23 protein-coding genes are annotated in these 24,244 nt (G+C 66.3%); 10 read left to right on the top strand and 13 right to left on the bottom strand.

Translation table 11 applies throughout. The annotated features are described in order from the left end of the window. Nucleotides 1-27: 27 nt before the first annotated feature. The 7 genes from ACPEES_RS07275 to ACPEES_RS07245 form a co-directional block, all read right to left on the bottom strand. Nucleotides 28-1,044, bottom strand: a complete 1,017-nt coding sequence (locus ACPEES_RS07275) for an L-histidine N(alpha)-methyltransferase (protein ID WP_435102568.1) — start codon at nucleotides 1,042-1,044, stop codon at nucleotides 28-30. Between the two features lie 137 nt (nucleotides 1,045-1,181). Next, nucleotides 1,182-1,751 (bottom strand): TetR/AcrR family transcriptional regulator, encoded by a 570-nt coding sequence (locus ACPEES_RS07270; protein WP_435102566.1) that lies wholly within the window; start codon nucleotides 1,749-1,751, stop codon nucleotides 1,182-1,184. A 182-nt stretch (nucleotides 1,752-1,933) separates the two neighbouring features. Then, nucleotides 1,934-2,395, bottom strand: a complete 462-nt coding sequence (locus ACPEES_RS07265) for a cupin domain-containing protein (RefSeq protein WP_435102564.1) — start codon at nucleotides 2,393-2,395, stop codon at nucleotides 1,934-1,936. Continuing rightward, nucleotides 2,392-3,504: a RuBisCO large subunit C-terminal-like domain-containing protein gene (locus tag ACPEES_RS07260; RefSeq protein WP_435102562.1), complete on the bottom strand. Its 1,113-nt coding sequence runs from the start codon at nucleotides 3,502-3,504 to the stop codon at nucleotides 2,392-2,394. The genes ACPEES_RS07265 and ACPEES_RS07260 overlap by 4 nt, the downstream gene beginning before the upstream one ends. Further along, nucleotides 3,501-4,394 carry a DMT family transporter gene (locus tag ACPEES_RS07255; RefSeq protein WP_435102559.1) on the bottom strand — a complete coding sequence of 298 codons (894 nt, stop codon included), beginning with the start codon at nucleotides 4,392-4,394 and terminating at the stop codon, nucleotides 3,501-3,503. The genes ACPEES_RS07260 and ACPEES_RS07255 overlap by 4 nt, the downstream gene beginning before the upstream one ends. Nucleotides 4,395-4,426: 32 nt before the next feature. After that, nucleotides 4,427-5,539 carry a diguanylate cyclase domain-containing protein gene (locus ACPEES_RS07250; protein ID WP_435102557.1) on the bottom strand — a complete coding sequence of 371 codons (1,113 nt, stop codon included), beginning with the start codon at nucleotides 5,537-5,539 and terminating at the stop codon, nucleotides 4,427-4,429. Nucleotides 5,540-5,564: 25 nt separating this feature from the next. Then, complete coding sequence (locus ACPEES_RS07245) at nucleotides 5,565-6,629, bottom strand: phosphoribulokinase (RefSeq protein ID WP_435102555.1); 1,065 nt, start codon at nucleotides 6,627-6,629, stop codon at nucleotides 5,565-5,567. 243 nt (nucleotides 6,630-6,872) lie between these two features. Between ACPEES_RS07245 and gltX the strand changes: the two genes are divergently transcribed. After that, nucleotides 6,873-8,285, top strand: a complete 1,413-nt coding sequence (gene gltX, locus ACPEES_RS07240) for a glutamate--tRNA ligase (RefSeq protein WP_435102553.1) — start codon at nucleotides 6,873-6,875, stop codon at nucleotides 8,283-8,285. A 73-nt stretch (nucleotides 8,286-8,358) separates the two neighbouring features. Next, nucleotides 8,359-9,744 carry a cysteine--tRNA ligase gene (cysS, locus tag ACPEES_RS07235; RefSeq protein ID WP_435102551.1) on the top strand — a complete coding sequence of 462 codons (1,386 nt, stop codon included), beginning with the start codon at nucleotides 8,359-8,361 and terminating at the stop codon, nucleotides 9,742-9,744. Nucleotides 9,745-9,818: 74 nt separating this feature from the next. Here cysS and ACPEES_RS07230 read toward each other — a convergent pair whose 3' ends face one another. Next, on the bottom strand, nucleotides 9,819-11,096 hold the full coding sequence (locus tag ACPEES_RS07230; protein WP_435102549.1) for an HlyC/CorC family transporter: 1,278 nt from the start codon (nucleotides 11,094-11,096) through the stop codon (nucleotides 9,819-9,821). Nucleotides 11,097-11,132: 36 nt separating this feature from the next. After that, nucleotides 11,133-11,939, bottom strand: a complete 807-nt coding sequence (locus ACPEES_RS07225) for a cytochrome C assembly family protein (protein WP_435102547.1) — start codon at nucleotides 11,937-11,939, stop codon at nucleotides 11,133-11,135. 252 nt (nucleotides 11,940-12,191) lie between these two features. Between ACPEES_RS07225 and ffh the strand changes: the two genes are divergently transcribed. The 6 genes from ffh (at nucleotide 12,192) to ACPEES_RS07195 (ending at nucleotide 16,935) form a co-directional block, all read left to right on the top strand. Then, nucleotides 12,192-13,604: a signal recognition particle protein gene (gene ffh, locus ACPEES_RS07220; protein ID WP_435102545.1), complete on the top strand. Its 1,413-nt coding sequence runs from the start codon at nucleotides 12,192-12,194 to the stop codon at nucleotides 13,602-13,604. 105 nt (nucleotides 13,605-13,709) lie between these two features. After that, nucleotides 13,710-13,979 carry a 30S ribosomal protein S16 gene (gene rpsP, locus ACPEES_RS07215; RefSeq protein ID WP_435102543.1) on the top strand — a complete coding sequence of 90 codons (270 nt, stop codon included), beginning with the start codon at nucleotides 13,710-13,712 and terminating at the stop codon, nucleotides 13,977-13,979. Nucleotides 13,980-13,993: 14 nt separating this feature from the next. Beyond that, nucleotides 13,994-14,518 carry a ribosome maturation factor RimM gene (gene rimM / locus ACPEES_RS07210; protein ID WP_435102541.1) on the top strand — a complete coding sequence of 175 codons (525 nt, stop codon included), beginning with the start codon at nucleotides 13,994-13,996 and terminating at the stop codon, nucleotides 14,516-14,518. A gap of 2 nt (nucleotides 14,519-14,520) precedes the next feature. Beyond that, a complete protein-coding gene (trmD, locus tag ACPEES_RS07205; protein WP_435102539.1) occupies nucleotides 14,521-15,273 on the top strand; it encodes a tRNA (guanosine(37)-N1)-methyltransferase TrmD in 753 nt (250 codons plus the stop codon). Nucleotides 15,274-15,285: 12 nt separating this feature from the next. Further along, the gene (gene rplS, locus ACPEES_RS07200) at nucleotides 15,286-15,654 is read left to right on the top strand and encodes a 50S ribosomal protein L19 (protein ID WP_435102537.1); all 369 of its coding nucleotides are present in this window, start codon (nucleotides 15,286-15,288) and stop codon (nucleotides 15,652-15,654) included. Nucleotides 15,655-15,906: 252 nt separating this feature from the next. Then, nucleotides 15,907-16,935, top strand: coding sequence for a proline racemase family protein (locus ACPEES_RS07195; protein ID WP_435102535.1), 1,029 nt, complete (start codon nucleotides 15,907-15,909; stop codon nucleotides 16,933-16,935). 4 nt (nucleotides 16,936-16,939) lie between these two features. Here the strand turns inward: ACPEES_RS07195 and ald are convergent, their stop codons facing one another. Both ald and serB read right to left on the bottom strand, forming a co-directional pair. Beyond that, a complete protein-coding gene (ald, locus tag ACPEES_RS07190) occupies nucleotides 16,940-18,058 on the bottom strand; it encodes an alanine dehydrogenase (RefSeq protein ID WP_435102533.1) in 1,119 nt (372 codons plus the stop codon). A gap of 56 nt (nucleotides 18,059-18,114) precedes the next feature. Continuing rightward, the gene (gene serB, locus ACPEES_RS07185; RefSeq protein WP_435102531.1) at nucleotides 18,115-19,329 is read right to left on the bottom strand and encodes a phosphoserine phosphatase SerB; all 1,215 of its coding nucleotides are present in this window, start codon (nucleotides 19,327-19,329) and stop codon (nucleotides 18,115-18,117) included. A gap of 385 nt (nucleotides 19,330-19,714) precedes the next feature. Between serB and msrB the strand changes: the two genes are divergently transcribed. Next, complete coding sequence (gene msrB, locus ACPEES_RS07180) at nucleotides 19,715-20,113, top strand: peptide-methionine (R)-S-oxide reductase MsrB (RefSeq protein ID WP_435102529.1); 399 nt, start codon at nucleotides 19,715-19,717, stop codon at nucleotides 20,111-20,113. A 108-nt stretch (nucleotides 20,114-20,221) separates the two neighbouring features. After that, nucleotides 20,222-22,090 (top strand): biosynthetic-type acetolactate synthase large subunit, encoded by a 1,869-nt coding sequence (gene ilvB / locus ACPEES_RS07175; RefSeq protein WP_435102527.1) that lies wholly within the window; start codon nucleotides 20,222-20,224, stop codon nucleotides 22,088-22,090. Between the two features lie 94 nt (nucleotides 22,091-22,184). Here the strand turns inward: ilvB and ACPEES_RS07170 are convergent, their stop codons facing one another. Together ACPEES_RS07170 and ACPEES_RS07165 are read right to left on the bottom strand one after the other, a co-directional pair. Further along, the gene (locus ACPEES_RS07170) at nucleotides 22,185-23,072 is read right to left on the bottom strand and encodes a class I SAM-dependent methyltransferase (protein ID WP_435102525.1); all 888 of its coding nucleotides are present in this window, start codon (nucleotides 23,070-23,072) and stop codon (nucleotides 22,185-22,187) included. Between the two features lie 298 nt (nucleotides 23,073-23,370). Continuing rightward, on the bottom strand, nucleotides 23,371-24,096 hold the full coding sequence (locus ACPEES_RS07165; RefSeq protein ID WP_435102523.1) for a hypothetical protein: 726 nt from the start codon (nucleotides 24,094-24,096) through the stop codon (nucleotides 23,371-23,373). Nucleotides 24,097-24,244 lie beyond the last annotated feature (148 nt).

The raw sequence follows: 24,244 nt of genomic DNA, 5'->3' as shown, positions 1-24,244 counted from the left end.
GCGGACTTCTCCGAAACGTTCGGGGATTCAACGGCGTCGGGCGAGCTGAAAGGCAATCGAGCCGTCGCCGGTCACGGTCTGACAGAGCACTTCGAACGCGCCGTTCGCTTCCCGGAGCGTGCGAAACTCGTCGGCAGGGTATTTGGTGCAATAGTTCGTGACGACGATCTTGCCGTTGAAGGGGCCGCCGTCGACGATACGCTCAGTCGTCATGACGACGATGCCTTTCGCCGGGTAGCCAGGGGGCATGGCGACGACGGTGACGCCATATTCCGATTTCACGTCACCGAATTTGGCCGTAAGCGTTTTCCGGGAGAAACGGCGCATCAGGTCGTCGTTGTAGAAGCAATAAATGGGCGACCAATCGGATTGCGGGACGAGCTGCATCTCGCAGAGCAACATATCGCCGGGCCTGAGCAAACGGCGATACCAGTCAGTCATGTCGCTCGGGGGCTCGTTGCCTTCCTGAAACCCCAGCATCGTGACGAGCGCGGGCTTGCGATCCCACGGCAGAGGCAGCCTTTCCAGGCGCTCGTAGTCGTCCACGACTTGTCGTAGTGAGCCTGCCGGCACGTATCGCGCCACGGCCTCCCGCATTACCGGGCGAGATGCCGGGTTGATGTCAATGCCGAGGTAGGAGGCGGGTGGGGCGGCAAGGTCCGCGAGCCCCTCCAGGATCAGGGCGGTTTTAATGGGTTCCGGTCCCAGCTCGACGTAGTGGTACGCGCCGGGATCGCAGCGTGTGGCGAGCTCCCGGACGGTCTGCTGCAGTGCTTCCCTCAGGGACAGACCGCCGTTGTGACCACGCCCGAGCGACGGGTTCGAAACGCCGGCCAGATTCAGCTCGCGCATGATATTGAAGACTTCGGTGAGATCGCCATTAGTGACGTCGGGGGCACCGGCATCGTGATATTTGTGTTTGTTGAGCTTGATGAGGATTTCGCTTTCGGGCACGCGGAGCGTTTCCGCGATCGAAGCGTGCAGGTAATCCAGAAAATCCTCTTGCTCGGTCGTGACCGACTGTTCATTAAGCGCTGCATCCATTTGGGATCCTCCACGATTCCCTGTGTGGTGTGCGCGATACCAAAGCGGGCGAAGTCGTGATCGCAACCTGAATCATCGGTATCGGGGACGGTGGTGCGTCGCGCTGCCTCCTCTTCTGCCGGAACCCGGTGTGAGCGTTACTCACGCACTAAGGGGGTGTGGCCCAGAACCCGCCCGGCCATGTGTCGGCCGTGCGTGACGGCTTCGCCGCCGATAACCGGTATTAGCGAGGTGGCGCCTTCCAGGACGACGAACAGCTCGCCGGGGATGTCATCGTCGCCAACTCTCCCGGACACGGCCCAGAGCTCGCGCAACAGGGCGAGCAGGTTCTGCTTGTATTCCGCCGCAAGCTGGTCGATCTGCGGTTCGTGCGCGGCATATTCCGCGATCGCCTTGATGAGCATGCAGCCCTGCGGCCCGGGCCCCTCGAGCCACTCGAAATGCGCGTCGGTGACGGCACGCAACGGATCCTGGCCGGCCCGGACAGCGTCGGTGATGGCTCGATCGAGTCTCTCGAAATAACGGCGGTGGCGGCGTCGGAGTACGGCCATCACCAGCGCCTCCTTGGACGGGAAATGGTGGTACAGCGTCATCCGCGCCACGCCCGCCTCCCGGATCACGCGGTCGATACCGGTGGCATGAAAGCCCTCGCGGTAGAAGAGCATTTCGGCCGTGTTGAGCAGGTTGTCGCGTTTCGAGCGGGGCATGGTCGAGCCGATAACTAGACTGATCGGTCTATATAATACACAGCCGATAGAGACGATCAACCGACGCACCGCAGCGATGCGGTCAACGAAGGCGCATCGCCGCCCTTGGACGGCGGTGTGACGGGCAGTGATTCGTTGTGGGGCGCGGCGTCGGAACGGGCGTCGTTGTGGGGGAGGGGGCGTTATGTACGCATGCGTCTACGTACGGTGTCGACGCTTGCCAGCGTTTCCATGTCGTCAGCGTCCGGCAGTTTCGGGCGGTCGCGCTCGCGGTCGACAATGCACAGAAAGCCCAAGGGCTCCTGCGTGGTGGCGTGGAACTGGTGATAGCTGCCCGGGGCGATGTAGACCACGTCGTGCAGGGCGATCGGTTCGACACGGTCGTGGAGGATCACCTCGCCGCCACCACGAATGACCACCACGGAATGCGGATGCTCGTGGTGCTCCAGCGTGGAATAACCGCCCGGCTGGATCTCGAAGTACCGCGTGATGAAGTTGAGCGCCTGCTCGTCGGCGCCTTCACCGAGCAGTGTCTGCCGAGTGATGTCGCGAAAATGGGTGCCTTCGGTCTTGTACTCGCGCAGTGGTACGTCCCAGCGGAAATCGTCGGCGTGTACCACCTTGCAGCGGTCTTCGTGGCTCATACAGCCTGCCTTATGGCGTCGTTGAGCATGCGTGCGCCGGCGGCGAGATCCTGCTGTGCGTACAGGCTGCCGCCTATCAGCAATACCGTATCGTGTCCGTAGCGCCGTGCCCAGTCGCCTGCGCTGTCCACCGAAATGCCCCCGCCCGGGACCGGCAGGGCGGTGCGCAGGCCCGCGAGCGGCCGGCGCAAGTGGTCGTTGATCCGTTCGCACAGTGCCCCGGAAAAGCCGAATCGGCCGCCGTGGTTCGGGTAGATCACGGCATCCGCGCCGGCGATGCGGAAGATGTCGCCCAGCAGCAGCTCGGCAGCGATCCCGTGATCCGGTCGGAAGTACGTGCCGGTGAGTGCCGGGTGTGCCATGAGTGCCAGTCCGAATTCCTCGCGCAGTGCAGCGAGCGCGTCCAGACCGGTCACCCAGGCATTGACGAGAACACCGCGGCAGCCTGCGGCACGTGCGGCTTCGGCGCGCGCCATCATGGTCGGCCAGGGCGCGGTAACGTTGGGAAAGTACTGGGCGCTGGTGCCTTCGGCGGCGTTGACGTCGGTCACTGCCGCCTGGCATCGCAGAAGGCGCTCGTCGAAGGGCGCGGATGCCTGGTTCGCCAGACCGTGATCGTCTTTCACGATGTCCACGCCGCCGACGGCGAACGCCCGGCAGTACTCCGCGAGCTCCCGTGCCGATAGGCCCATGGGCTTCAGGGCCGTGGCCACCAGGGTGCGGTCGTGCACGCCGGTGAGCGCCCGGATACCGGCAATGCCGGTGCCGGGACCACCGAATGTGGCGAGCAGCACTTCGGGCCACTCCACGTCCACCAGGCGGATGCCGTGCTTGAGCGAAATATTGCCGAAAAGCACGTTGAGCAGTTGGGGGAGCTCTTCGCCCACCGCGGCCAGCGGGTAGCTGATGCGCGCCTGCCATACGCCGGCTTCGATGGGTTCCAGGGCCTCGACGCGCCCGACCATGGTCGCGGCGATTGCCTCGGGTACGACCGCCGCGGGCAGCTCCACCGTCTGCTCCAGTGTGATGTCGCGCGCCCGTGCTTCGGCACTCTCGTCTGCGCAGGGGCGTATTTCGTAGGTGGCCGTGAATCGGCTCGGGTCGTTCATGGTCTTGCACCCACGGGTCGAGTGGCGCGGGCCGCTCGCGCGGCTTCGTGGCGGCCGTGCAGCGTGAGCAGGCCGGCGCCGATGATGAACAGGCTCCCGGCCACGGTCGCGAGGCCTGGTATCTCCCCCCAGAACAGCCACCCTAGCAGCGAGCCGAATACCACCGATACATAGGTGAACGGGCCGATCTGGCCGGCGGGTGCCAGGCTGTAGGCACGTGTGAGGCAGAGCTGTGCCGCGGTGGCGCATCCCCCCATGAGCAGCAGCCACCCGAGAGGTACGAGCCCCGGTGTCTGCCATGACCAGGTGAGCGGAATCGCCGTGATGGTGGTGGCGAATACGCCGAAGTAGAACACCACGCGAGGAGCCGGCTCGCTACGGCCCATCCGGCGGATCGCGACCTTGGCCAGGCCTGCGAGGAATGCGCCGGCAAGTCCGGTGATGCCGGCGAGCGCCCAGCCCTCACTGCCCGGGCCGAGTACCAGGGCGCAACCGCCGAACCCCAGCGCGATGGCGAGTCGCGCGCTCACGGGGATGCGCTCGCCGAGCCAGGTCAGGGCGATGAGAGGGATGAAAAACGGTGCGGTGAGCTTGAACAGAATTGCCTCGGCGAGGGGGATATGCTCGATAGTGTAGAAAAAGCAGTACATGGCGCCCACGCCCGCGGCGGCCCGCAGAAGATGGATGTGGGGGCAGCTCGTGCGCAGCGCCGACGGCCCGTGCCGCAGGGCCACGGGGAGGACGATCAGCAATCCGAACAGGTTGCGGAAGAAGACCAGCATTTCGTTGGGCAGATCCGCGGAGACCACCTTGATGGCGGCACTCATGGTTGCGAGAAGTGCCTCCGAGAGAATGATCAGGGCTGCGCCCTGAATCAGCGGGTTGCGCATGGGTAACCGGCCGGGGCCAAAAAGGCCCCTGATTATACCCGTCCGCCCTCGCGAATGCAGGCGCCGCCAGCCTGGCGCGCCGCGAAGACGCCGGCTTCGGTGGCCGTGATAAGGGCGGCAGCATCGTCACCGTGGCGTGGCGCGACAGCCACGCCACCGGAGACGGTGACGCCCCCGGGCTCGGCTAGAAGGCCGTCGAGTCTCAAACCGGCGATGTCCCGGGCCAGTGCATCCGCCAGTCTCAGCACGCCTTCCAGGTCTTCGTCCGGGACCAGCACGGCGAAGCGCTCGCCGGAATAACGTGCGCACACCGCCCGTTCGGGAGCGCGGCTGAGCAGGGCCTCGCCGATGGCGATGAGCATGCGGTCGCCGGCATCCGGGCCGTGGCGGTCGTTGAAGACGCTGAAACGGTCGATGTCGAGCATGAGCACAGCGGTACGGGTGCCCTTGCGGGCGGCACGGCTAATCTCCCGTGGCAGGGTCTCGCGCAGGTAGGCCTGGCTGAACAGCCCAGTAAGCGGATCGTGTACCGTGTTCTCGCGCAGCCGGCGCTGCAGGATCATGCCGGCGAGCGCCAGACCGGCGCTGCGCGCCAGCAGCTCGCAGCGCCCTTCCAGTACCGCTGGTGCTGCCGCACCGTCCTCCGGCCACACCCGCAGCTCTCCAACGCGCAGCCCGAACCCGAGCACCGGGAAGACCCAGCCCTGGCCGGTGGGGCCGGCGGAAACCCGGTTGCTCAGTCGCTGCGGCGGGTTGCCTTCGCTGCGGCGGTTGTACGGGCGGTTCCATTGGTCCTCGGCGTCCCATACGCCGACCACGGCCATATCCTGGCCGTCGCCGGCGGTGAGGCAAAGCGCCCCCCGGGTGCCGGGCAACAGGTGTCGTGCCGCCGAGACGATCACTTCCGAGGCATCCGACTCCGTCGGTGCCACCGAGAGGTGTCCGAGCAGGTCCAGTACCTGGTCCATGTTGATCCGGCGTTCGGCCGGATCGGGGGAGACCGCGCCGTCGCGCTGTTCCAGCGCACCCACCTCGTCGGACATGCGCTGGGTGAGCGCGGCAAGCTGACCTCTGAGGTCCTCCTGCTGGATCAGCAGCTCGCGTAGACGCTGACCGATCTCTTCACCGCTGCGCTTGCGCGCCATAGGGCTCTCCTACTGCAGAGTTGGATCACTCTTCGGCATCGGCATCGATGCGCGTCGCCGCGTCGCCGTGGCGCTGGCGGAGCAGGGCGTGGGCGTGGCCGAGGAACGGCCAGGCCACCAGCAGCTGCGTGAACACGATGGTCGGTGCCTCACTGACCTGCGGATCCTCGGGCTCCCGCGGAAAACGAATACCGGTCAGGCGCATGATGTCCGCCTCGAGTTCGCGCAACGCCTCGGTCGGCATCGTGCCGTCGATGTGGACGACGTTCACGGGGCGGCCCCAGAAGCTGCTCGGAACGTTGGCCAGCATGAACGGCATCGCCTGGCGTTGCGTCATGTTGTTCAGGTCCACGGGCAGATTCAGTGAAGGCAGCGGTACCTCGGTGGGCGTGACGATCACCTCCATGTGATGGCAGTGCTCAGGCACCTGCCCGGTGAGCTCGTCGATCGCGAGCTCGCGCAGCTCGCTTTCGTTGATGCGCACGATCACGTGGGCGTTGGCTTTCTGGAAGTCCACCCAGCGTTGGTACTCGGCCTCGCGCCGGTCCATCTCGGCGCGTGCTTCATCAGGCCGATACCCCCGCTCGCGGACATCGCGCTCGAGCTTCCATCGGCGCTTGACGTCGCGGTCCGGGTCGACGAACAGCCGGAAGTCCATGTACGGCAGGAATTCCGGATAAAGCGCATGCAGGCCCTCGACGAGGATCACCGGCGCCGGATGGAAAACCTCGGTGGGTCCGAAGCGCCCGGATACGTGATCGTAGGTGGGGGCGTCCACGGGCTGCCAATGACGTAGCGCCTCGAGATGCTCGCGCACCAGCGGCAGGTGATTCGCTCGTGGATCCAGTGGCGAACGCCCGCTGCGGCGCCGGGCGGCGCGGTCTTCCTTGTGATAGCCGTCGAGCCTGAGCCGCGCGACCATGTCGGCGCCGAGCAGCCGCTCGATGCCCCGTGCGTACGTGGTCTTGCCGCTGCCGCTGTCGCCGGCGACGGCGACCATCACGGGACGATCGGCGGCCAGGAGCATGGCGCGCAGGTCACCGTGCACGTAGCGTACGTGCTGCTTGGCCCCTCGGGGCGTTCGCGACATGACTGATGCAACTCCAAGCGATCGCGACCATTCCCTGGTCAGGGTGGGCATCACCGCCATTCTGCGCGGCAGCGCGGCAGTGTCAAACCCTTCGGTCGGCGATAGGTATGCGACTGCCCCGGGGTGACGGCGGTGCTCACTCACGGAAGGGCCCACGCGAGCGGCAATTGCGCCACCCCCGGGGCGCCGGTTGATTCCCGCGTGGTTGGTGGCCAACGCGCTTTCCGCTACCATTGCGCCGCTATGACTGAGCCTCTGGTAAGGACCCGTTTCGCCCCGAGCCCGACCGGGCGCATGCATCTGGGCAATTTGCGCACAGCGCTGTTCAATGCCCTGCTGGCGCGCCACCGTGGCGGGCGTTTTCTCGTGCGTATCGAGGATACCGATGCCGAGCGAAGCGGCGCTGAACACGAACGCTCGTTGCTCGCGGAGCTGCGCTGGCTGGGACTCGGCTGGGACGAGGGGCCCGGGTGCGTGATACCCGCGGACGGCGCGCGTCAGTCCGAGCGGGGCGCGATCTACGATCACTGGTACGCGCGCCTGCGCGAGAGCGGGCGTGCCTATCCCTGCTTCTGTACGCGCGAGGATCTCGAGCGGGTCCGCCGTGCCCAGCGGGCCGCCGGCCGGCCGCCGCGCTATCCCGGCACCTGCGCGCGATTGAGCGCTGACGAGGCACAGGCCCGTCTCGCCGCCGGGCAGCCGGCGACGTTGCGCTTTCGCGTGCCCGCCGGCGAAACCGTGGTGTTCGAGGATCTGGTACGCGGCGAGCAACGCTTTGCAACGGATGACCTCGGCGACTTCGTGATTCAGCGCACCGACGGCAGTGCTTCGTTTCTGTTCTGCAACGCGCTGGACGATGCGCTGATGGGCGTAACGCACGTGCTGCGCGGCGAGGACCACCTCACCAACACGCCGCGCCAGCAGCTTTTGCTGGAGTCCATGGGGCTGCCTGTCCCGAGCTACGGTCATCTGGCGCTCATCGTCGGGGCGGATGGCGCGCCGCTGTCGAAACGCAATGGCAGCCGTTCTCTCGAGGAGCTTCGCGCGGCGGGGTATCTCCCCGCGGCGATCACCAATTACCTTGCGCGTCTCGGGCACACGCCGGCGGAAGGTGCACTGCTCGACATGGATGGCCTGGCGGAGGCGTTCGAGATCGCCCGCCTGGGGCGGGCGCCGGCGCGCTTCGATTCCGCGCAGCTCCAGCGCTGGCAGGCAGAGGCAGTCGCGGCGGCGGGCCCCGGGGAGCTGCTGCCCTGGCTCGGCGACGATACCCCGGTGCCCGCGGCGCTACGCGAGCGGTTCGTCGCGCTGGTGCAGCCGAATATCCGTTTCCCGGCGGACATGAGGACCTGGGCCGAGCGGTTATTCGGTACGCTGAGGGTGGAAGAGCCCGAGCCGCTTCGGGAAGCCGGGGCGACGTTCTGTGCCGAGGCCGAGGCGATTCTCGCCGAAACCGGCGTGGACTGGAAAGCCTTCACCCGCGCGCTAGGGGAGCGCACCGGCCGCCGCGGCAAGGGCCTGTTCATGCCGTTGCGTGTCGCGCTCACCGGGGTGCCACACGGGCCGGGCCTCGGGGAGGCGGTGGCGCTGATGGGCGCGGAGCGGGTCGCCGGGCGCCTGGCTGCAGCCCGCCGTTGGGTGGAATCATCGCAGTGATGCGGTTCGCGTGCCGTGACTAGAGCGGCGCCGGGCCCGCGTATCCAGACAGTCAAATCCGGAATTAACCTTCATGCTGCAGATCTACAACAGCCTTACCAATCGCAAGGAGCCGTTCGAGTCCATCGAGCCGGGCAAGGTGCGCATGTATGTCTGCGGCATGACCGTCTACGATTACTGCCACCTGGGCCACGCGCGTGCCATGGTGGTCTTCGACGCGGTGGTGCGGCATCTGCGCCGGCGAGGCTACGATGTCACCTACGTGCGCAACATCACCGACGTGGATGACAAGATCATCGCCCGGGCCGCCGAGAGCGGCGAGTCCCCGCAGGCGCTCACGGAGCGTTTCACCGCCGCGATGCACGAGGATGCCGACGCGCTGGGCTGCCTGCGTCCGGACTCGGAGCCGCGTGCGACCGGCCACATGGAAGCGATCATCGCGATGATCGGGCGTCTGATCGACCGCGGATATGCCTACGTGGCCGACAACGGCGACGTTTACTACGACGTCTCCCGGTTCGAAGGCTATGGCAGGCTCTCCGGTGAGCGCCTCGATGACTTGCGCGCCGGTGCCCGCATCGAGCCAGGGGAGAGCAAACGGGACCCGGCCGATTTCGCTCTCTGGAAGCATGCCCGCGAAGGCGAGCCGAGCTGGGCGGCGCCCTGGGGCGAGGGCCGCCCGGGATGGCACATTGAGTGCTCGGCCATGTCCACGGCGGCGCTCGGGCCACACTTCGACATCCATGGCGGCGGCCTGGACCTCAAGTTCCCGCATCACGAGAACGAGATCGCCCAGTCCGAGGCAGCCTGCGGCGAGACCTACGTCAATTACTGGATGCACAACGGCCACGTGCGCATCGACGACGAGAAGATGTCGAAATCCCTCGGCAACTTCTTCACCGTGCGGGACATCGTTGCAGTGCATGCGTCGGAAGTGGTGCGGTATTTCCTGCTTACCAGCCACTATCGCAGCCCGCTCAACTACACCGGCGACGCCCTCGCCAATGCCCGCGGCGCGCTGGAGCGCCTGTATCTGGCGGTGCGGGGCCTGCCCGATGCGCCGGTCGATACGCAGGCCGGGCAATGGCGCGAGCGCTTCGATGCGGCGATGGACGACGACTTCAACACGCCCGAGGCCCTTGCCGTGCTGTTCGAGTTGGCGCGGGAGCTCAACCGCGCACGCAAAGCCGGTGACAGCCGGGCATCAGGGTTAGGGGCACTGCTACGCGAGCTCGCCGGTAGCCTGGGGTTGCTCGGCGAGGCGCCGGACGAATTTCTCAAGTCCGGTGGCGAAGGGGGGCCGGATGCCGCCGAGGTCGAGGCATTGATCGCCGAGCGCGCCGCCGCACGCAAGGCCCGGGACTTCGCCCGGGCGGATGCTATCCGGGACGACCTCCAGGCGCGGGGTATCGTCATCGAGGATGGCCCCGAGGGGACGACCTGGCGGCGTAGCGGCTGAAGCCGATCGCGGGTACGCGCGGTGTTCACACCCGCCCGTACCCGCGAGCGCCGGTCTGCAGGCAGGTCGCCCACTCAGTTGTCGGCGCTGCCGCGCAGCAAGCGCGGCTGGATACGGGCGATCTTAACGCGATTACCCTGTGTCTGGACGATGGTTACCGGAAAGCCACCCAGCAGAAGACTGGTGCCGGGTTCCGGAATGTTCTCCAGGTGCTCCAGGATCAGACCGTTGAGGGTCTTCGGGCCGGTGGTGGGCATTTCCCAGCCGAGCACCCGGTTGAGCTCGCGCACACTCGCACTGCCCTCCACCAGGTAAGAGCCGTCTGCCTGCGGGTGGACGTCCCGCACCGCCTCGGCCGGGTCGGTGGTGAACTCGCCGACGATTTCCTCGAGCAAATCCTCCAGTGTGATGAGCCCCATGATGTCGCCGTACTCGTCCACCACAAGGCCGCTGCGTTGGCGTCGCGCCTGGAAATTGAGCAGCTGGACATGCAGTGGCGTGCCTTCGGGCACGAAGTAGGGCTCGCTCATGTCGGCAATCAGCTCGTTGCGGGTGAGCTCGCCACTGAGTACCCGTGAGAGAACGCGGCGCACGTGGAGGATACCTTCAATGGCATCGATGGAGCCGCGGTAGACGGGCATCCGGGTGTATTGGGCGTTGGTGAGATGACCGAGGATGGTGTCCCAGTCGTCGTCCAGGTCGATGCCCACGATCTCCGTGCGCGGAATCATGATGTCCTCGACCGTGGCCTTCTCCAGGTCGAGGATGTTGGTGAGCATGCGCTGGTGACGCCGTGGAATCATGGCGCCGGCCTCGTTGACCACCGTGCGCAGCTCCTCGCGGCTCATGGCCGATTCCGAGCCGTCCTCGATCTTCACGCCGGCTGCGCGCAGCATGCCGTTGGCAATGCTGTTGATGAACCAGACCACCGGGTAGAAGACACGCAGCAACGGCGCAAGGGCGAACGACGCCGGGAAGGCGACCCGCTCCGGGTGGAGTGCGGCGAGTGTCTTGGGGGTCACCTCGGAGAAGATCAGGATGACCACCGTCAGCAACCCGGTGGCGATGGCGAGCGCGCTTTCGCCGCCAAGACGCAGGGCGATCACCGTCGCTATCTGCGCGGCGAGGATGTTGACGAGATTATTGCCCAGCAGGATCACGCCGATCAGGCGGTCCGGGCGCTGCAGCAGCCGGTCGGCGATACGCGCGCCACGATGGCCGCCCCGGGCGAGATGGCGCAGGCGATAACGGTTTAGGGTCATCAGCGCCGTCTCCGATCCGGAGAAGCATCCGGAGAGGATCAGCGAGATCACGAGTACGCTGAACAGTGCGTATAAGGGGACTTCTTCCAAGGTCGTCTCCTGGCGTTGCCGCGGGCCGCTCGCGTCTCAGGCGCCGAGCACTAGCTCGAGGACGAACTTGCTGCCGAAGAATCCCAGGGCGAGCACGAGGAACGCCCCCAGCGTCCAGCGTGCGGCGGTCTGTCCGCGCCAGCCGTAGCGGTGCCGGCCCCACAGGAGGATGGCGAACATGACCCACGCGGCCAGCGACAGTACGGTCTTGTGCACCAGGTGCTGGGCGAACAGGTCTTCCACGAAAAGCCATCCGGAGGCGATCGCCAGCGTCAGGATCACGAAGCCGATACGTAGCATCGTGAACAGCAGCACCTCCATGCTCTGCAGGGGAGGGAGCATCCGCATGAACCCGCCGGGGTGGCGGTGGCGGAGCTGGTACTCCTGAACCGCGAGTAGCAACGATTGCGCCGCGGCGATGCCGAGAATGCTGTAGGCGGTGATGGAAAGCAGAATGTGGATGTCCACGCCCGCAAGCGCTGGTGCGCTGACTGCGCGCGGCTGCCCCAGTGCGAGGCTGGCCAGCGTGGCGACCGCGGTGAGCGGCAGCACCAGGATGCCCAGATTCTCCACTGGCCGTCGCACCGTGGTGATCAGCAGCAGAGCCGTCATTAGCCAGCCGATCAGCGAGGCCACGTTGAACAGGCCGAGGTTGAGCCCGCCGGGTTGCCACGTCGTCTGCCACACGACCACCGCGTGAAGCGCGGCGGCCACGCCGGCGCCGGCCAGCGAGACACGCCGCAGCGTGGCGGTATCGGGCCGGTGTATGAGCCGTAGCGTCAGCCCGGTTCCCGCTGCCAGGTAGAGAACGGAAGCGATCAGTGTCAGTGCTGGGTGAATCATCCGCGCCGATGCGGTGTGTGGATTGGGCGGGATCATCGCACACCTGCGCGGGCGGTTCGAGTCCCGGCTTCGTGGCCTTGTTTCGCATCACCTTTCCCGGGGGCGCGTTTCACGGGCATGGCCGAACCACGGCCCGGCGCCGGCTGGGTGCGATCCGGTCCCGGACTGGCCGGTGCCGCGCGCTTGGGAATCGTGAACGGGCCCTAGTACAATGCCGGGTCTATCGGCGGATACCAGCAACGGAAACGCGCCATGTTCAGCAATCTCAGCGATCGCCTCGAGGCGATCAGCAAGCGCCTGCGCGGGCAGGGCCGTCTCACCGAGGAGAATATCCGGGATACCCTGCGCGAGGTGCGCATGGCGTTGCTCGAGGCCGACGTCGCGCTACCGGTGGTCAAGGCGTTCGTCGGCGACGTGCGCGAACGCGCCATGGGTGAGGAAGTGCGCAAGAGCCTCACCCCGGGGCAGGCGTTCGTGAAGATCGTGCGCGATGAGCTCGTGCGCGTGATGGGCGAGAGCAATGACGCCCTGGACCTCTCCACGCGGCCACCCGCGGTGGTGCTGGTCGCCGGTCTCCAGGGGTCGGGCAAGACCACCAGTATCGCCAAGCTCGGACGCTGGCTCACCGAGCGGCAGAAGAAGAAGGTCCTCACCGTCTCCCTGGACGTCTACCGTCCGGCCGCTATCGACCAGCTCGAACGCCTGGCGGGGGAAGTGGGGATCGACTTCGAGCCCACTGCCTCCAGCGATGACCCGGTCAAGGCGGCCAAGAACACCCTGGAGCGGGCACGCAAGCAGTACTACGACGTGCTGCTCGTGGACACCGCCGGCCGTTTGCACGTGGACGAGGCAATGATGGACGAGGTACGCCGCGTTCACGAAGCGCTCGATCCGGTGGAGACGCTGTTCGTCGTCGACAGCATGACCGGCCAGGACGCCGCCAACACCGCGCATGCGTTCGGGGAGGCGCTGCCGCTCACCGGCACCATCCTCACCAAGACCGACGGCGACGCCCGCGGCGGTGCCGCGCTGTCCATCCGCTATATCACCGGCAAGCCCATCAAGTTCCTGGGCGTTGGTGAGAAGACCGATGCGCTCGAACCCTTTCACCCCGACCGGGTGGCTTCGCGCATCCTCGGCATGGGCGACGTGCTCAGCCTCGTCGAGGACGTGGAGCGCTCCGTGGACAAGGGCCAGGCCGAGAAGATGGCCGCGAAGCTCAAGAAGGGTAAGGGCTTCGACCTGGAGGATCTGCGTTCCCAGATGCAGCAGATCACGAAAATGGGGGGGCTCGGCGGGCTCATGGACAAGCTCCCCGGCATGGGCAAGATGACCGCGCAGATGCAGGGTCAGGTGGACGAGCGTCAGGTCCGCCGGCAGATCGCCATCATCGATTCCATGACACCGCGCGAGCGGCACAAGCCGGAGCTCATCAACGGATCACGCAAGCGCCGCATCGCCCGGGGCGCAGGGCAGCAGGTGCAGGACGTCAACCGCCTGCTCAAGCAGCACAAGCAGATGCAGAAGATGATGAAACAAATGAAAAAGGGCGGGATGCAGAAAATGATGCGCCAGCTCGGTGCCGGCGGTGGTGGCTTGCCCGGCGGGGGTGGCGGGTTCCCGCCAGGCGGTGGCGGTGGCCTGCCGCCCGGTTTCGGGCGGTGAAGGTGTCTCGCCAAGCCTTCACATTTGTTGAAAATTAAGTAGAATGCCCGGTTTTACATCCGTTGGCAGATTCCGTTCGCCGACCAAAGGGGATTAACGAACGCGATGGTTACCATTCGTCTCGCACGCAGCGGCGCCAAGAAGCGGCCCTTCTATCACCTCATCGTGACCGACAGTCGCAACCCGCGTGACGGCCGGTTCATCGAGCGGCTCGGCTTCTACAATCCGGTCGCCGCCGGTGAGGAGGTGTCGCTGAAGCTGGACCTCGAGCGCGTCGACCACTGGCTCGAGCGTGGCGCGCGCCCCAGTGAGAGTGCCGAGGGATTGATCCGCAAGGCCCGTAAGGGCGCCGCGGCCGAGGCCACTGACGCCTGACAGCCGAGGGCGGCATGAACCAGTGTGGGCCGCAGGCGGGCACCTTGATCGTGCTCGGGGAGATCGTCGGAGTCCACGGGGTTCAGGGTTGGGTCAAGGTGTACTCCTGGACCCGCCCGGCGGAGAACATTCTCGAATTCCCTGAATGGTTGCTGGCGCAGCCGTCCGGGGATTGGCCGCCGGTGCAGGTCACCGGCGGCCGTCGTCAGGGTAAGGGGCTGATCGCGCGCCTCGCGGGCATATCCGACCGTGATTCGGCGCGCACGCTCATTGGCCGGCAGGTCGCAGTGACCCGCGACAAGCTGCCGCCTGCCGAACCCGGCGAGTATTACTGGGCCGATCTTGTCGGCCTGAGAGTTGGCAATCTCGAAGGGATCGACCTGGGAACGGTCGATCACCTCATCGAGACCGGCGCCCACGATGTGCTGGTCGTGGCCGGTGAACGCGAGCGTCTGATTCCATTCGTGCCGGACGTTTACGTTCTCGACGTGGATTTCGACGCCGGTCGCATGCAGGTCGACTGGGACCCGGACGACTGACCGTGCGCTTCGACGTCGTCACGATTTTCCCGGAAATGCTCCGGGCGGTGACCGACTACGGTGTCACCCGGCGTGCGCAGGAAGCAGGGCTCATCGAGGTGATCGGCTGGGACCCGCGCGACTATGCACCGGATCGCCACCGAACGGTGGATGACCGCCCTTACGGGGGCGGCCCGGGCATGGTGATGAAAGTGCAGCCGCTGCGTGACGCTATCCGGGCGGCACGTGCGGCGGATGAACGGCCGGCTTCAGTGGTCTATCTCAGCCCACAGGGCCGTCCGCTGGATCAGGCGGCAGTCGCGGAACTGGCGCTGACGCCCAGACTGGTGCTGCTGTGTGGCCGCTACGAAGGCGTCGATGAGCGTGTGATCGACTCGGAAGTGGATCACGAGGTTTCCATCGGCGATTTCGTCGTCAGTGGCGGTGAGTTGCCGGCGATGCTGCTCATCGATGCGGTCAGCCGGTTGGTGCCGGGGGTGCTGGGCCACGTGGATTCGGCAGACCAGGATTCGTTCATGGCGGGCTTGCTGGACTGCCCGCATTATACGCGCCCCGAGGAGATCGACGGGCGCCGCGTGCCGGAGGTGCTGCTGGGCGGCAACCACCAGGCGGTGGAGCGCTGGCGGCGCAAGCAGGCGCTGGGCCGAACGTGGTTGCGGCGTCCCGAGCTGTTACGGGAGCGGGCGCTGGATGAGCAGGCGAGCGCCCTGCTCGAGGAATTCATCGACGAGTACCGAGGTGACTCGGAACGCTAGGGGATCGAGGCCATGAGCAACGTCATCGAAGAGCTTGAGAAAGAACAGATCGAGAAGTCCGGGCGCAGCCCCGATGCCTTTGCGCCGGGTGACACCGTTCTCGTGAACGTGTGGGTGAAGGAGGGCAGCCGCGAGCGAACCCAGCCCTTCGAGGGTGTGGTGATCGGCAAGCGCAACCGTGGCGTGAACTCCTCGTTCACCGTGCGCAAGACCTCCCATGGCGAGGGGGTGGAGCGCGTCTTCCAGCTGCACAGCCCGCTGATCGAGAGCATCAAGGTCAAGCGCAAGGGCGATGTCCGTCGCGCCAAGCTCTACTTCCTCCGCGAGCGCCAGGGCAAGGCGGCCCGGATCAAGGAGAAGGTGCGTAAGAAGGCTCAGTGAGTCGTATCCGGCCGCATCCGTCCGGCCCGGTATTTGAAGAACCCCGCTACGGCGGGGTTTTTTTGTGGGAGTCGCCTTTGTTTTTTCGAGGATTGTTGGATATTTTATAAAAAATGCGTGCTTACCATGACACGGAGCGCACAGAGAGCGGCGCGGAGGTGTCGTGGTCACGTCGTCGAGGCTTGGGACAAGGGTCTAGCCGGGTGGCCTTGCGGTTGCCGTACGGGTGAAATGCTACTACCAGGAGGAGCGGTGAACGAAGAGCCACATTACCGGGTTGTCGACATGCACACGGCCGGTGAGCCGGTGCGCATATTCACCGGTGGCGTTCCGCAGCTTGCGGGAGCGACGCTGCTCGAGCGCCGCCGCGATGCGATGACGCGTCACGATCATGTGCGACGCCGTTTGATGCACGAGCCCCGCGGTCACGCCGATATGTACGGCGTTTGGCCGACGGCGCCGGTTCACCCGGATGCTGCCATGGCGGTGCTGTTCACCCATAACGAGGGCTACAGCACCATGTGTGGCCATGCGACCATAGCGCTCGGGCGCTACGTGGTGGATCAGGGGCTCGTGACGCTCGTCGACGGGCGTGCCAGCTTCGTGCTCGAGTGTCCCTGCGGTCCGGTTACCGTGCATGTGACCGCGGACGGGGATGGCCGTCCGGGTGAGGTGGCGTTCGACAGCGTGCCGGCGTTCGCGAGTCGGCTGGATGCCCCGCTGGATCTCCCCGGTATGGGGCGCGTGAGTGTGGACGTCGCCTACGGCGGTGCCTTCTACGCGATTCTACCGGCTTCGCGCCTGGGTCTGGACCTGGCCGACAGCCCCTACGAATCCCTGGTACAGGCCGCGCGGCAGGTTACCGCGGCCGCGCGTGAACAACTGACCGTCCGGCACCCGGATGAGCCGGATCTCGGCTTTCTGTACGGCACCATTCTCACCGACAATGTGCCGCCGGAGCAGTCGCAAGCCAGCGCCAACGTGTGCGTGTTCGGCGGCGGCCAGGTGGATCGCAGCCCCACCGGATCCGGGGTTACCGCGCGGCTCGCCCTCGCGAACGCACGTGGTGCGCTGACAATCGGGGCCGAGCGCCGATTCCGGGGCGTCAGTGGTGTCGAGTTCCGCGGGCGCATCGCCCGTGTTACCGACGACGGCTCGGTCGTGGTGACGGTCGCCGGGCGCAGTCACTACGTCGGCGAGACGCGTTTCGTGGTCGAGGCGAACGACCCACTGGCCGACGGGCTCGCGATTCCGGCGACGCTCGGGGAGTTGTGGCGCTGAGGGTTCAGCCCTTCAGTGCTTCCCGCGGCGGCAGGAAGTCATAGCCGAGCTCCTCGGCCACAGCACGGTAGGTCACCCGCCCGCGGCAGACGTTGAGCCCGTCGAGCAGATACGCGTCTTCCGCCAGCGCCCGGGGAAATCCCTTGTCGGCGAGGGCCAGGGCATAGGGGAGGGTGACGTTGTTGAGCGCGAGGGTGGACGTGCGTGGGACGGCGCCGGGCATGTTGGCCACACAGTAGTGCACCACGTCGTCCACGGTGTAGGTGGGCTCGTCGTGAGTGGTGGGGTGGGAGGTCTCGAAGCAGCCGCCCTGGTCGATGGCCACGTCCACGAGGACACTGCCGGGCCGCATGCGCGTGACCATATCGCGGTCGACGAGCTTCGGCGCCTCCGCGCCGGTGACGAGTACGGCACCGATGACCAGGTCGGCGTCGAGGACCTGGTCCTCCAGACTCTGGCGGGTGGCGTAGATGGTGGTCAGCGCTGGGCCGAAATGGCTCGCGAGGCGTCGGAGCACGTCCACCTTGCGGTCGAGCACGACGACGTCCGCGCCCAGGCCGATCGCCATGGTGATGGCGTTCTCGCCAACGACGCCGCCACCGATGACGACCACACGCGCGGCGCGGACCCCGGGCACGCCGCCGAGCAGCACGCCGGCGCCTCCGCGGACTTTCTCCAGGCAATGGGCGCCGGCCTGGACGGCGAGCCGGCCCGCCACCTGCGACATGGGCGCGAGCAGCGGCAGGCCGCCGTGCTCGTCGGTGACCGTTTCGTAGGCGATACATACGGCGCCGCTGGCGACCAGGTCGTGGGTCTGCTCCGGGTCCGGCGCCAGGTGCAGGTAGGTGAAGAGGATCTGGTCCGGGCGCAGCAGTCGCCGTTCCTCCGCCTGCGGCTCCTTGACCTTGACCACCAGCTCAGCGGCGGCGTAGACCTCCTTGGGATCGGCGGCGATGCGGGCCCCGGCGCGCTCGTAGTCGCCATCGGTGTAGCCCACGCCGGCGCCGGCATCACGCTCGACCATGACCTCGTGGCCGTGGGCGACAAATTCGCGGACACTGTCCGGCGTGAGCCCGACCCGGTATTCGCGGTTCTTGATCTCGCGGGGTACGCCTACGAGCATGGTCCTCTCCCCCTCGGGCCCCGCTCACCACAGCCGGGCGGCGGGCCCTGTCGTGGTTAGTGTGGCAATTCCGCGTCCTTCATTCCCATAAGGTAGAGGATTCCATCCAGCCCGAGGGTGGAGATCGCCTGGCGGGCGCGTTCTTGCACGAGGGGTTTGGCGTGAAAGGCGATGCCCAGTCCCGCGAGCTTGAGCATGGGCAGGTCGTTGGCGCCGTCACCCACGGCAATCACCTGCGCGAGATCGATGCCTTCCTCGTCTGCAATGTTGCCCAGCAGCTCGGCCTTGCGGGCCCCGTCCACCACCGGGCCAACGACGCGGCCGGTGAGGCGGCCGTCGACGATTTCGAGCTCGTTGGCGTGCACGTAGTCGAGATTGAGCCGTGTCTGGAGGTGGCGACCGAAGTAGGTAAAGCCGCCGGAAATCACCGCCGTGCGATAGCCCAGAGTGCGCAGAGTCTTGAGCAGGCGCTCGGCGCCCTCCGTGAGGGTGAGGCGTTGGGCGACGCGTTCGAGCACGCTCTCCGGCAGCCCTTCGAGCAGCGCGACCCGTTGTGAGAGGCTCTCCGCGAAGTCGATCTCGCCGCGCATGGCCGCCTCGGTGACCTTGGCGACCTGCTCGCCGACGTCCGCCTCCTTGGCGAGCTCGTCGATGACCTCCTGCTGGATGAGCGTGGAGTCCATGTCGAAGACCACCAGGCGGCGGTTGCGGCGGTAGAAGTTGTCGGCCTGGAACGAGATATCGACGCCGAGGTCCTTCGAGATGTCGAGAAAGGCGGTTTTCATCGCATCCGGATCCCGCGGCTCGCCGTGCAGGGTGAGCTCGATGCAGGCACGGCTCGCCGGGTCGTCGTCATGCAGTGCGCTGCGACCGGACAGGCGCACGATGTCCTCGATGTTCAGCCCGTGATCGGTGACCACGTGACCGATACGCCCGATCTGCTCGGCGGTGACCCGTCGCCCGAGCAGTGTGACGACGTGGCGTGGTGCGCCTTCGTCGCTGAGGCCACGCTCGTAGTCGGCCTCGTCCACCGGCGTGAAGCGCACGCGCAGATCGAGCTTGTGCGCTTCGAACAGCAGCTCCTTGAGCACCGGGGCGCTCTGCGCCTCGTCCGGAATCTTGATGAGGATGCCCAGGGCCAGGGTGTCCTGGACCATGGCTTGGCCGATGTCGAGCACGCGCGCGCCGTAACCGGCGAGAATGTCCATGAGCGCGGCGGTGACGCCGGGCTTGTCCTGGCCGGAGATATTGATGAGCACGACTTCGCTCATGAAAAGGTGGTCCCGTCCTGTCACGAAGTGAAGCAGCCATTGTAGGGCAAGCGGCTGGCCCCGTCGTCACTCGCGAGGCGTCTTGCTATCGTGCCTAGTACTAATCTTCTCAGAGGTATTGTCATGTGTCAGAGCGCCACAGCGGTTCGGGGGCAAGGCGCGTTCGCGCCGGCGTGGCCGGGTCACGTCAAGCGAACGCAACGCCGCCACCGGGCCGCTGTGGCGCTCCCTTCGGGCCGGACTGTGCGCCGATGGGGTCTGCGTTGCTCGCCGCTCATGTAGCCCGGCTACACCGCGCGCCTCGCGCCTTGCCCCATCGGTGCACAGTCCGGCTGACGCATGACAATACCTCTGAGAAGATTAGTAAGAGGAGGAGGTAGAACCTATGGGCGATCACGGCCGTGATGACGATTACTGGCGTAGCAAACTCACCGACGAGCAGTATCGGGTGACCCGGCAGAAGGGTACCGAGCCGCCGTTCTCCGGCGCGTACAACGAGCTCAAGGACGACGGGGTCTTCCGCTGTGTGTGCTGCGGCGAGACGCTGTTCGACAGTGGGCAGAAATACGATTCGGGCAGCGGCTGGCCCAGCTTCTGGGCGCCGGTGCGGGAGGGTGCAGTCGCCACCGAGGACGATCGTAGCCACGGTATGGTGCGCACGGAGGTCCACTGCCCCCGTTGCGACGCGCACCTCGGGCACGTCTTTCCCGACGGGCCACGGCCAACCGGGCTTCGCTACTGCATCAACTCGGTGGCGCTCGAGTTCGAGCCGCGTGAGCAGTGATGCAGCGCGTGCGCGCTTGTACCCTTGCGTAAATGGCGATTATATTGCTAGGTCCGCCTCTCGAAGTGGGGAGGCGGATCCCACCCACCGACGATTAAAGAGTCAGCCATGACGGAACAAGCACCCCGCGTCACGCACAAGAGTACCAAGCACCCTCTCGCCGGCCAGCAGATGAGCGGCGCGGAGATGGTCGTACAGGTACTGGCGGACGAGGGGGTAGATACCGTCTTCGGCTACAGCGGTGGCGCGATTCTGCCCACCTACGATGCGGTGTTCCGCTACAACGAGCGCCATCGCGACGAGGCGGAGGTCGATCCGCTGCAGCTCGTGGTGCCCGCCAACGAGCAAGGCGCCGGATTCATGGCCGCCGGCTACGCCCGTAGCTCCGGCAAAGTGGGCGTTTTCCTGGTGACTTCCGGCCCAGGTGCCACCAACACGGTCACGCCGATCCGTGATTGCATGGCGGATTCCGTGCCGGTGGTCGCGATCACCGGTCAGGTCGCCCGGGGCGCCATGGGCACGGACGCCTTCCAGGAGGCGCCGATCGTCAACATCATGGGCAACTGCGCCAAGCACGTCTTTCTGATCACCAAGCCGGAGGAGGTGGAGGCGACCCTGCGTACCGCCTTCGAGGTCGCACGTTCCGGCCGGCCGGGCCCGGTGGTCGTGGATTTGCCGAAGGACGTGCAGAACTGGGTCGGCGAATTCCAGGGCGAGGGGCTGCTGGATATCCGCGGTTATCGCCAGCGCATGGAGTCGCTCCGTCAGACCAAGCTCTCCGAGCGCAAGTGCCGCCAGTTCTTCGATATGCTCGAGCACGCCTCGCGCCCGCTGCTCTATGTGGGCGGCGGCGTGGTCAGTGGCGATGCCGGCGACGAGCTCACCGCATTCGCCAAGACGTTCAACATCCCGGTGGTGACCACGGTCATGGGGCTCGGTGCCATCGATACCACCGACGAGCTGTGCTTGCACATGCTCGGCATGCACGGCACCGCCTACGCCAACTACGCGGTGGAGGACTGCGATTTCATCATCGCGGTCGGCGCGCGCTTCGATGACCGCGTTGCCGCCAAGGCGGAGCTGTTCGCGCCCATGGCCGAGCATGTCGCCCACATCGACATCGATGCCGCCGAGATCGGCAAGGTGAAGATGGTGGACTGGGCCCACGTGGGCGAGGCCGGCCGGTCGGTGCGACAGCTCCTCGACTACGGACGCAACCAGGGCTTCCGCCGCGATTTCACGCCCTGGCTGGAGCACGTGCGCAACCTCCGCCGCAAGCACCCCATGGATTTCGACCGGCAGAACCCGCTGATCCAGCCGCAGCATGTGCTGGAGGTGCTCAATCGTCTCGCCGAGGGCGATGCCATCGTGAGCACCGGCGTGGGTCAGCACCAGATGTTTGCCGCGCAATACCTGGACTTCCGCCGGCCACGGCAGTGGTTGACCTCCGGTTCCATGGGCACGATGGGCTTCGGTCTGCCGGCGGCGATCGGTGCCCAGTTCGCCAACCCGAATGCCCTGGTGGTGGATGTGGACGGTGATGGCAGCATCCGCATGAATCTCGGCGAGATGGAGACCGTCACCACGTACGACCTGCCGGTGAAGATCCTGCTGCTCAACAACAACTGTGACGGCATGGTCCGGCAGTGGCAGCGCCTGTACTTCGAGGACCGCTTCTCGGCGAGCGACAAGTCGCTGCACCGCAAGGACTTCATCAAGGCCGCCGAATCCGACGGATTCGAGTTCGCCCGTCGTGTGGCCGACAAGGCCGAGCTAGAAGGGGCGCTGGAGGCCTTCATCGGTTTCGACGGCCCGGCGTTCCTGGAAGTGATGGTCGATCCCGATGCCGGTGTCTACCCGATGGTGGGACCGGGCATGAGCTATCGTGACATGGTCACCGGCGAGCACATCCCCGGGCGTGAAAGTGGCGAGCGCCGTGATGGGCCCGAGCCGCTCGAGCCGTCGGAAATGTTCTAACCGTCACGGATCGCCCCGGACTCTGTCCGGGGCGATCGATGGTATTGCCAGCCCTCAGTAGTGGCGCTGAGACCTGACACTACTTACGAAAAGGTCAGTAACGTCTCGCGCACAGCATGCGCAGCCCGCCGCCCCCGGTCTGCAGACCGTCCTTGCGCCTGGGAAAGAAGCGCTCGTTCAGTGCTGCCGGACCGAGGTTCTCCAGGTCCGTGAAGCCCATGTACCCGAGCTGGTGCTGGAGCTCGACGGGCTCGAACGATGATCGCCAGGGCTCGCCCATGGCGGCGAACAGCTCGGCGACGTGCTCTTCCATCATGCGCTCGAGTGGTTCGAGCATGGATGTGGGCAGCCGGTAGTCGAACACCACGCGGCTGCCGGCCGGCGAGTGCGACAGCGTCGCGAGCACATCGAGCACGTCGGCGTCGGTGAGGTACGGGGTGACTCCGAGCCACGAAAAGCACGCCGGTTCGCCCCAGCGAAACCCCGCCTCCCGCAGCCGCTCGGAGAGTGAGTCTCCCGTTTCGAAATCGGTCCCGACGAAGGTCAAAGAGTCAGGAATCGGGATGCACGCCTCGTCCAACCGCGTGCGTTTCCAGTGCTGCATCGGCGGTTGGTCGACCTCGTACGTTTGCAGGCCGAGTGCGTTATAAGGGTTTCGATAGGCGAAGGTATCCAGTCCTGCGCCCAGCACGACGAACTGTCGGACGCCCTCGCCGACGGCCTTCTGCAACTCGTCCTCGGCGAGCCGGCTGCGCGCGACGATGGCCGCGCGCATCGTCCGGGCGGCAGGGTCATTATGCCGGAACGGGTCTTCACGGACCGCGCGTTCGTGCCCGCGTCCGAGTATCGGCAGGGCGAGAGGGTCCTCGAACACGATGGGGTCATCGAGAAGCTGATGCACAGCCCGTGCGGTGGCGGTGCGTACCGCCGACGGGCTGGGCGAGCCATTACCCATGGCATTATCGTCATCACTGCGTTGCATGCTGATCCCTCCGTATTGGCGGCGGCACGGTAAACCCTGCCGTGCACGAGAGAGTCAAGCTCATGAGCGCACGCGACCCGGGCGCGCTGTGAGCGCACCAGCATCGTGCCGAACGAAGGTGCTTCGATTTCCGGGTACCAATCGCCTGCAGACGCCCGGGCTTGGAACGCTTGGTGACTTCCTTGGGATAAGGAGCGGCGTGCCAATATGGGGGAGCGTGTACAGATGGAGAACGAGGCGTGACGCCACGGGCTGGCCCGGAACCGTGGGGTGGGCGTCTCGGGCGTGCGGCCGTTCCTTAGCGTGCCTGTTCCAGGGCCGCCTTGAGCTCCTCGATCTCCTTGTCCTTCATTGCGACGACTTGTTCGAGCTCTTCGACCGCTGGAGCGGTGGCACCCGATGCCGACGCGGTGGCGCTGTCCCCGGCGGCTTCCGAGGAGGCCGCCTCGACCGTCTCCGCGACCTGTAGCTCGAGCTGTTCCAGACGGGCCAGGTGGTGGGCCTCGGCTTCGCGGTAAGCGTTGGCCGTCTGCTCGTCCACCTGCCCGTTGCTCTGAGCCTCGAGAAGCTGGGCTGCTACGTGGCGCACACGGTCGTAACCCATGCGCACCTCGCGCATTTCGTCCTTGAGCTCGAGCAGCTCGCCGAGGCGTTGCTCCTCGCGTTGCAGCAGCCGGCGCAGGCGCTCGGCCTCGTCCTCGCTGTCATTACCGCCGGGGTTTTCCCCGGCGAGTTCCGCGTAGCCGGCCAGGGCTTTCTCACGGGCGGCGTCGGTGGTTGCATCGAGCGCCGCCAGCTCCGTCGCCAGGGCCTCGCGCCGGGTGTCGATCACGGCTCGGTTCTCGTCTGCGGCGTCGTCCGCGACGGTATCGAGCATAGCGATCTCGTCGGCGATATAATCGCGCGCTGTCGGCGGTTTGCCGGAATGCCGTCGCAGCCGCACGCCGAGCCAGATCACCGCGGCGGCGAGTGCCACCGCGAGCTCGGCGACCAGGATGAGGGCGACGATCAGCATATCGCTCATATCCGGGTTATCGGCGGCTGCGTCGCGATCATGAGCGTATTCGAGGCGCGTTCGTCGCTGCGCCGGACAGCGCGTGGCAGCAGCGTGGTTGAAAGCGCCGGCAGCCGCCGCCACTGGTAGGCGAGTCATGGCATCCAAGAATGGACGA

This window comes from Arhodomonas sp. AD133, assembly GCF_051195215.1.
In the GTDB taxonomy this organism is placed as follows: Bacteria; Pseudomonadota; Gammaproteobacteria; order Nitrococcales; family Nitrococcaceae; genus Arhodomonas.
The sequence above is the reverse complement of the archived record's forward strand: the minus strand, read 5'-3'. Positions and strand labels throughout refer to the sequence as shown.

Excerpts from the sequence above, each read along its gene's own strand:
- ACPEES_RS07260 (WP_435102562.1), bottom strand. The coding sequence starts at position 3,504 with ATGAACGACCCGAGCCGATTCACGGCCACCTACGAAATACGCCCCTGC.
- rpsP (WP_435102543.1), top strand. The coding sequence starts at position 13,710 with ATGGTTACCATTCGTCTCGCACGCAGCGGCGCCAAGAAGCGGCCCTTC.
- rplS (WP_435102537.1), top strand. The coding sequence starts at position 15,286 with ATGAGCAACGTCATCGAAGAGCTTGAGAAAGAACAGATCGAGAAGTCC.
- ACPEES_RS07265 (WP_435102564.1), bottom strand. The coding sequence starts at position 2,395 with ATGAGCCACGAAGACCGCTGCAAGGTGGTACACGCCGACGATTTCCGC.
- rimM (WP_435102541.1), top strand. The coding sequence starts at position 13,994 with ATGAACCAGTGTGGGCCGCAGGCGGGCACCTTGATCGTGCTCGGGGAG.
- ACPEES_RS07270 (WP_435102566.1), bottom strand. The coding sequence starts at position 1,751 with ATGCCCCGCTCGAAACGCGACAACCTGCTCAACACGGCCGAAATGCTC.
- ACPEES_RS07170 (WP_435102525.1), bottom strand. The coding sequence starts at position 23,072 with ATGCAACGCAGTGATGACGATAATGCCATGGGTAATGGCTCGCCCAGC.
- ilvB (WP_435102527.1), top strand. The coding sequence starts at position 20,222 with ATGACGGAACAAGCACCCCGCGTCACGCACAAGAGTACCAAGCACCCT.
- ACPEES_RS07165 (WP_435102523.1), bottom strand. The coding sequence starts at position 24,096 with ATGAGCGATATGCTGATCGTCGCCCTCATCCTGGTCGCCGAGCTCGCG.
- msrB (WP_435102529.1), top strand. The coding sequence starts at position 19,715 with ATGGGCGATCACGGCCGTGATGACGATTACTGGCGTAGCAAACTCACC.
- gltX (WP_435102553.1), top strand. The coding sequence starts at position 6,873 with ATGACTGAGCCTCTGGTAAGGACCCGTTTCGCCCCGAGCCCGACCGGG.
- cysS (WP_435102551.1), top strand. The coding sequence starts at position 8,359 with ATGCTGCAGATCTACAACAGCCTTACCAATCGCAAGGAGCCGTTCGAG.
- ACPEES_RS07255 (WP_435102559.1), bottom strand. The coding sequence starts at position 4,394 with ATGCGCAACCCGCTGATTCAGGGCGCAGCCCTGATCATTCTCTCGGAG.
- ACPEES_RS07225 (WP_435102547.1), bottom strand. The coding sequence starts at position 11,939 with ATGATTCACCCAGCACTGACACTGATCGCTTCCGTTCTCTACCTGGCA.
- ald (WP_435102533.1), bottom strand. The coding sequence starts at position 18,058 with ATGCTCGTAGGCGTACCCCGCGAGATCAAGAACCGCGAATACCGGGTC.
- ffh (WP_435102545.1), top strand. The coding sequence starts at position 12,192 with ATGTTCAGCAATCTCAGCGATCGCCTCGAGGCGATCAGCAAGCGCCTG.
- ACPEES_RS07275 (WP_435102568.1), bottom strand. The coding sequence starts at position 1,044 with ATGGATGCAGCGCTTAATGAACAGTCGGTCACGACCGAGCAAGAGGAT.
- ACPEES_RS07250 (WP_435102557.1), bottom strand. The coding sequence starts at position 5,539 with ATGGCGCGCAAGCGCAGCGGTGAAGAGATCGGTCAGCGTCTACGCGAG.
- serB (WP_435102531.1), bottom strand. The coding sequence starts at position 19,329 with ATGAGCGAAGTCGTGCTCATCAATATCTCCGGCCAGGACAAGCCCGGC.
- ACPEES_RS07245 (WP_435102555.1), bottom strand. The coding sequence starts at position 6,629 with ATGTCGCGAACGCCCCGAGGGGCCAAGCAGCACGTACGCTACGTGCAC.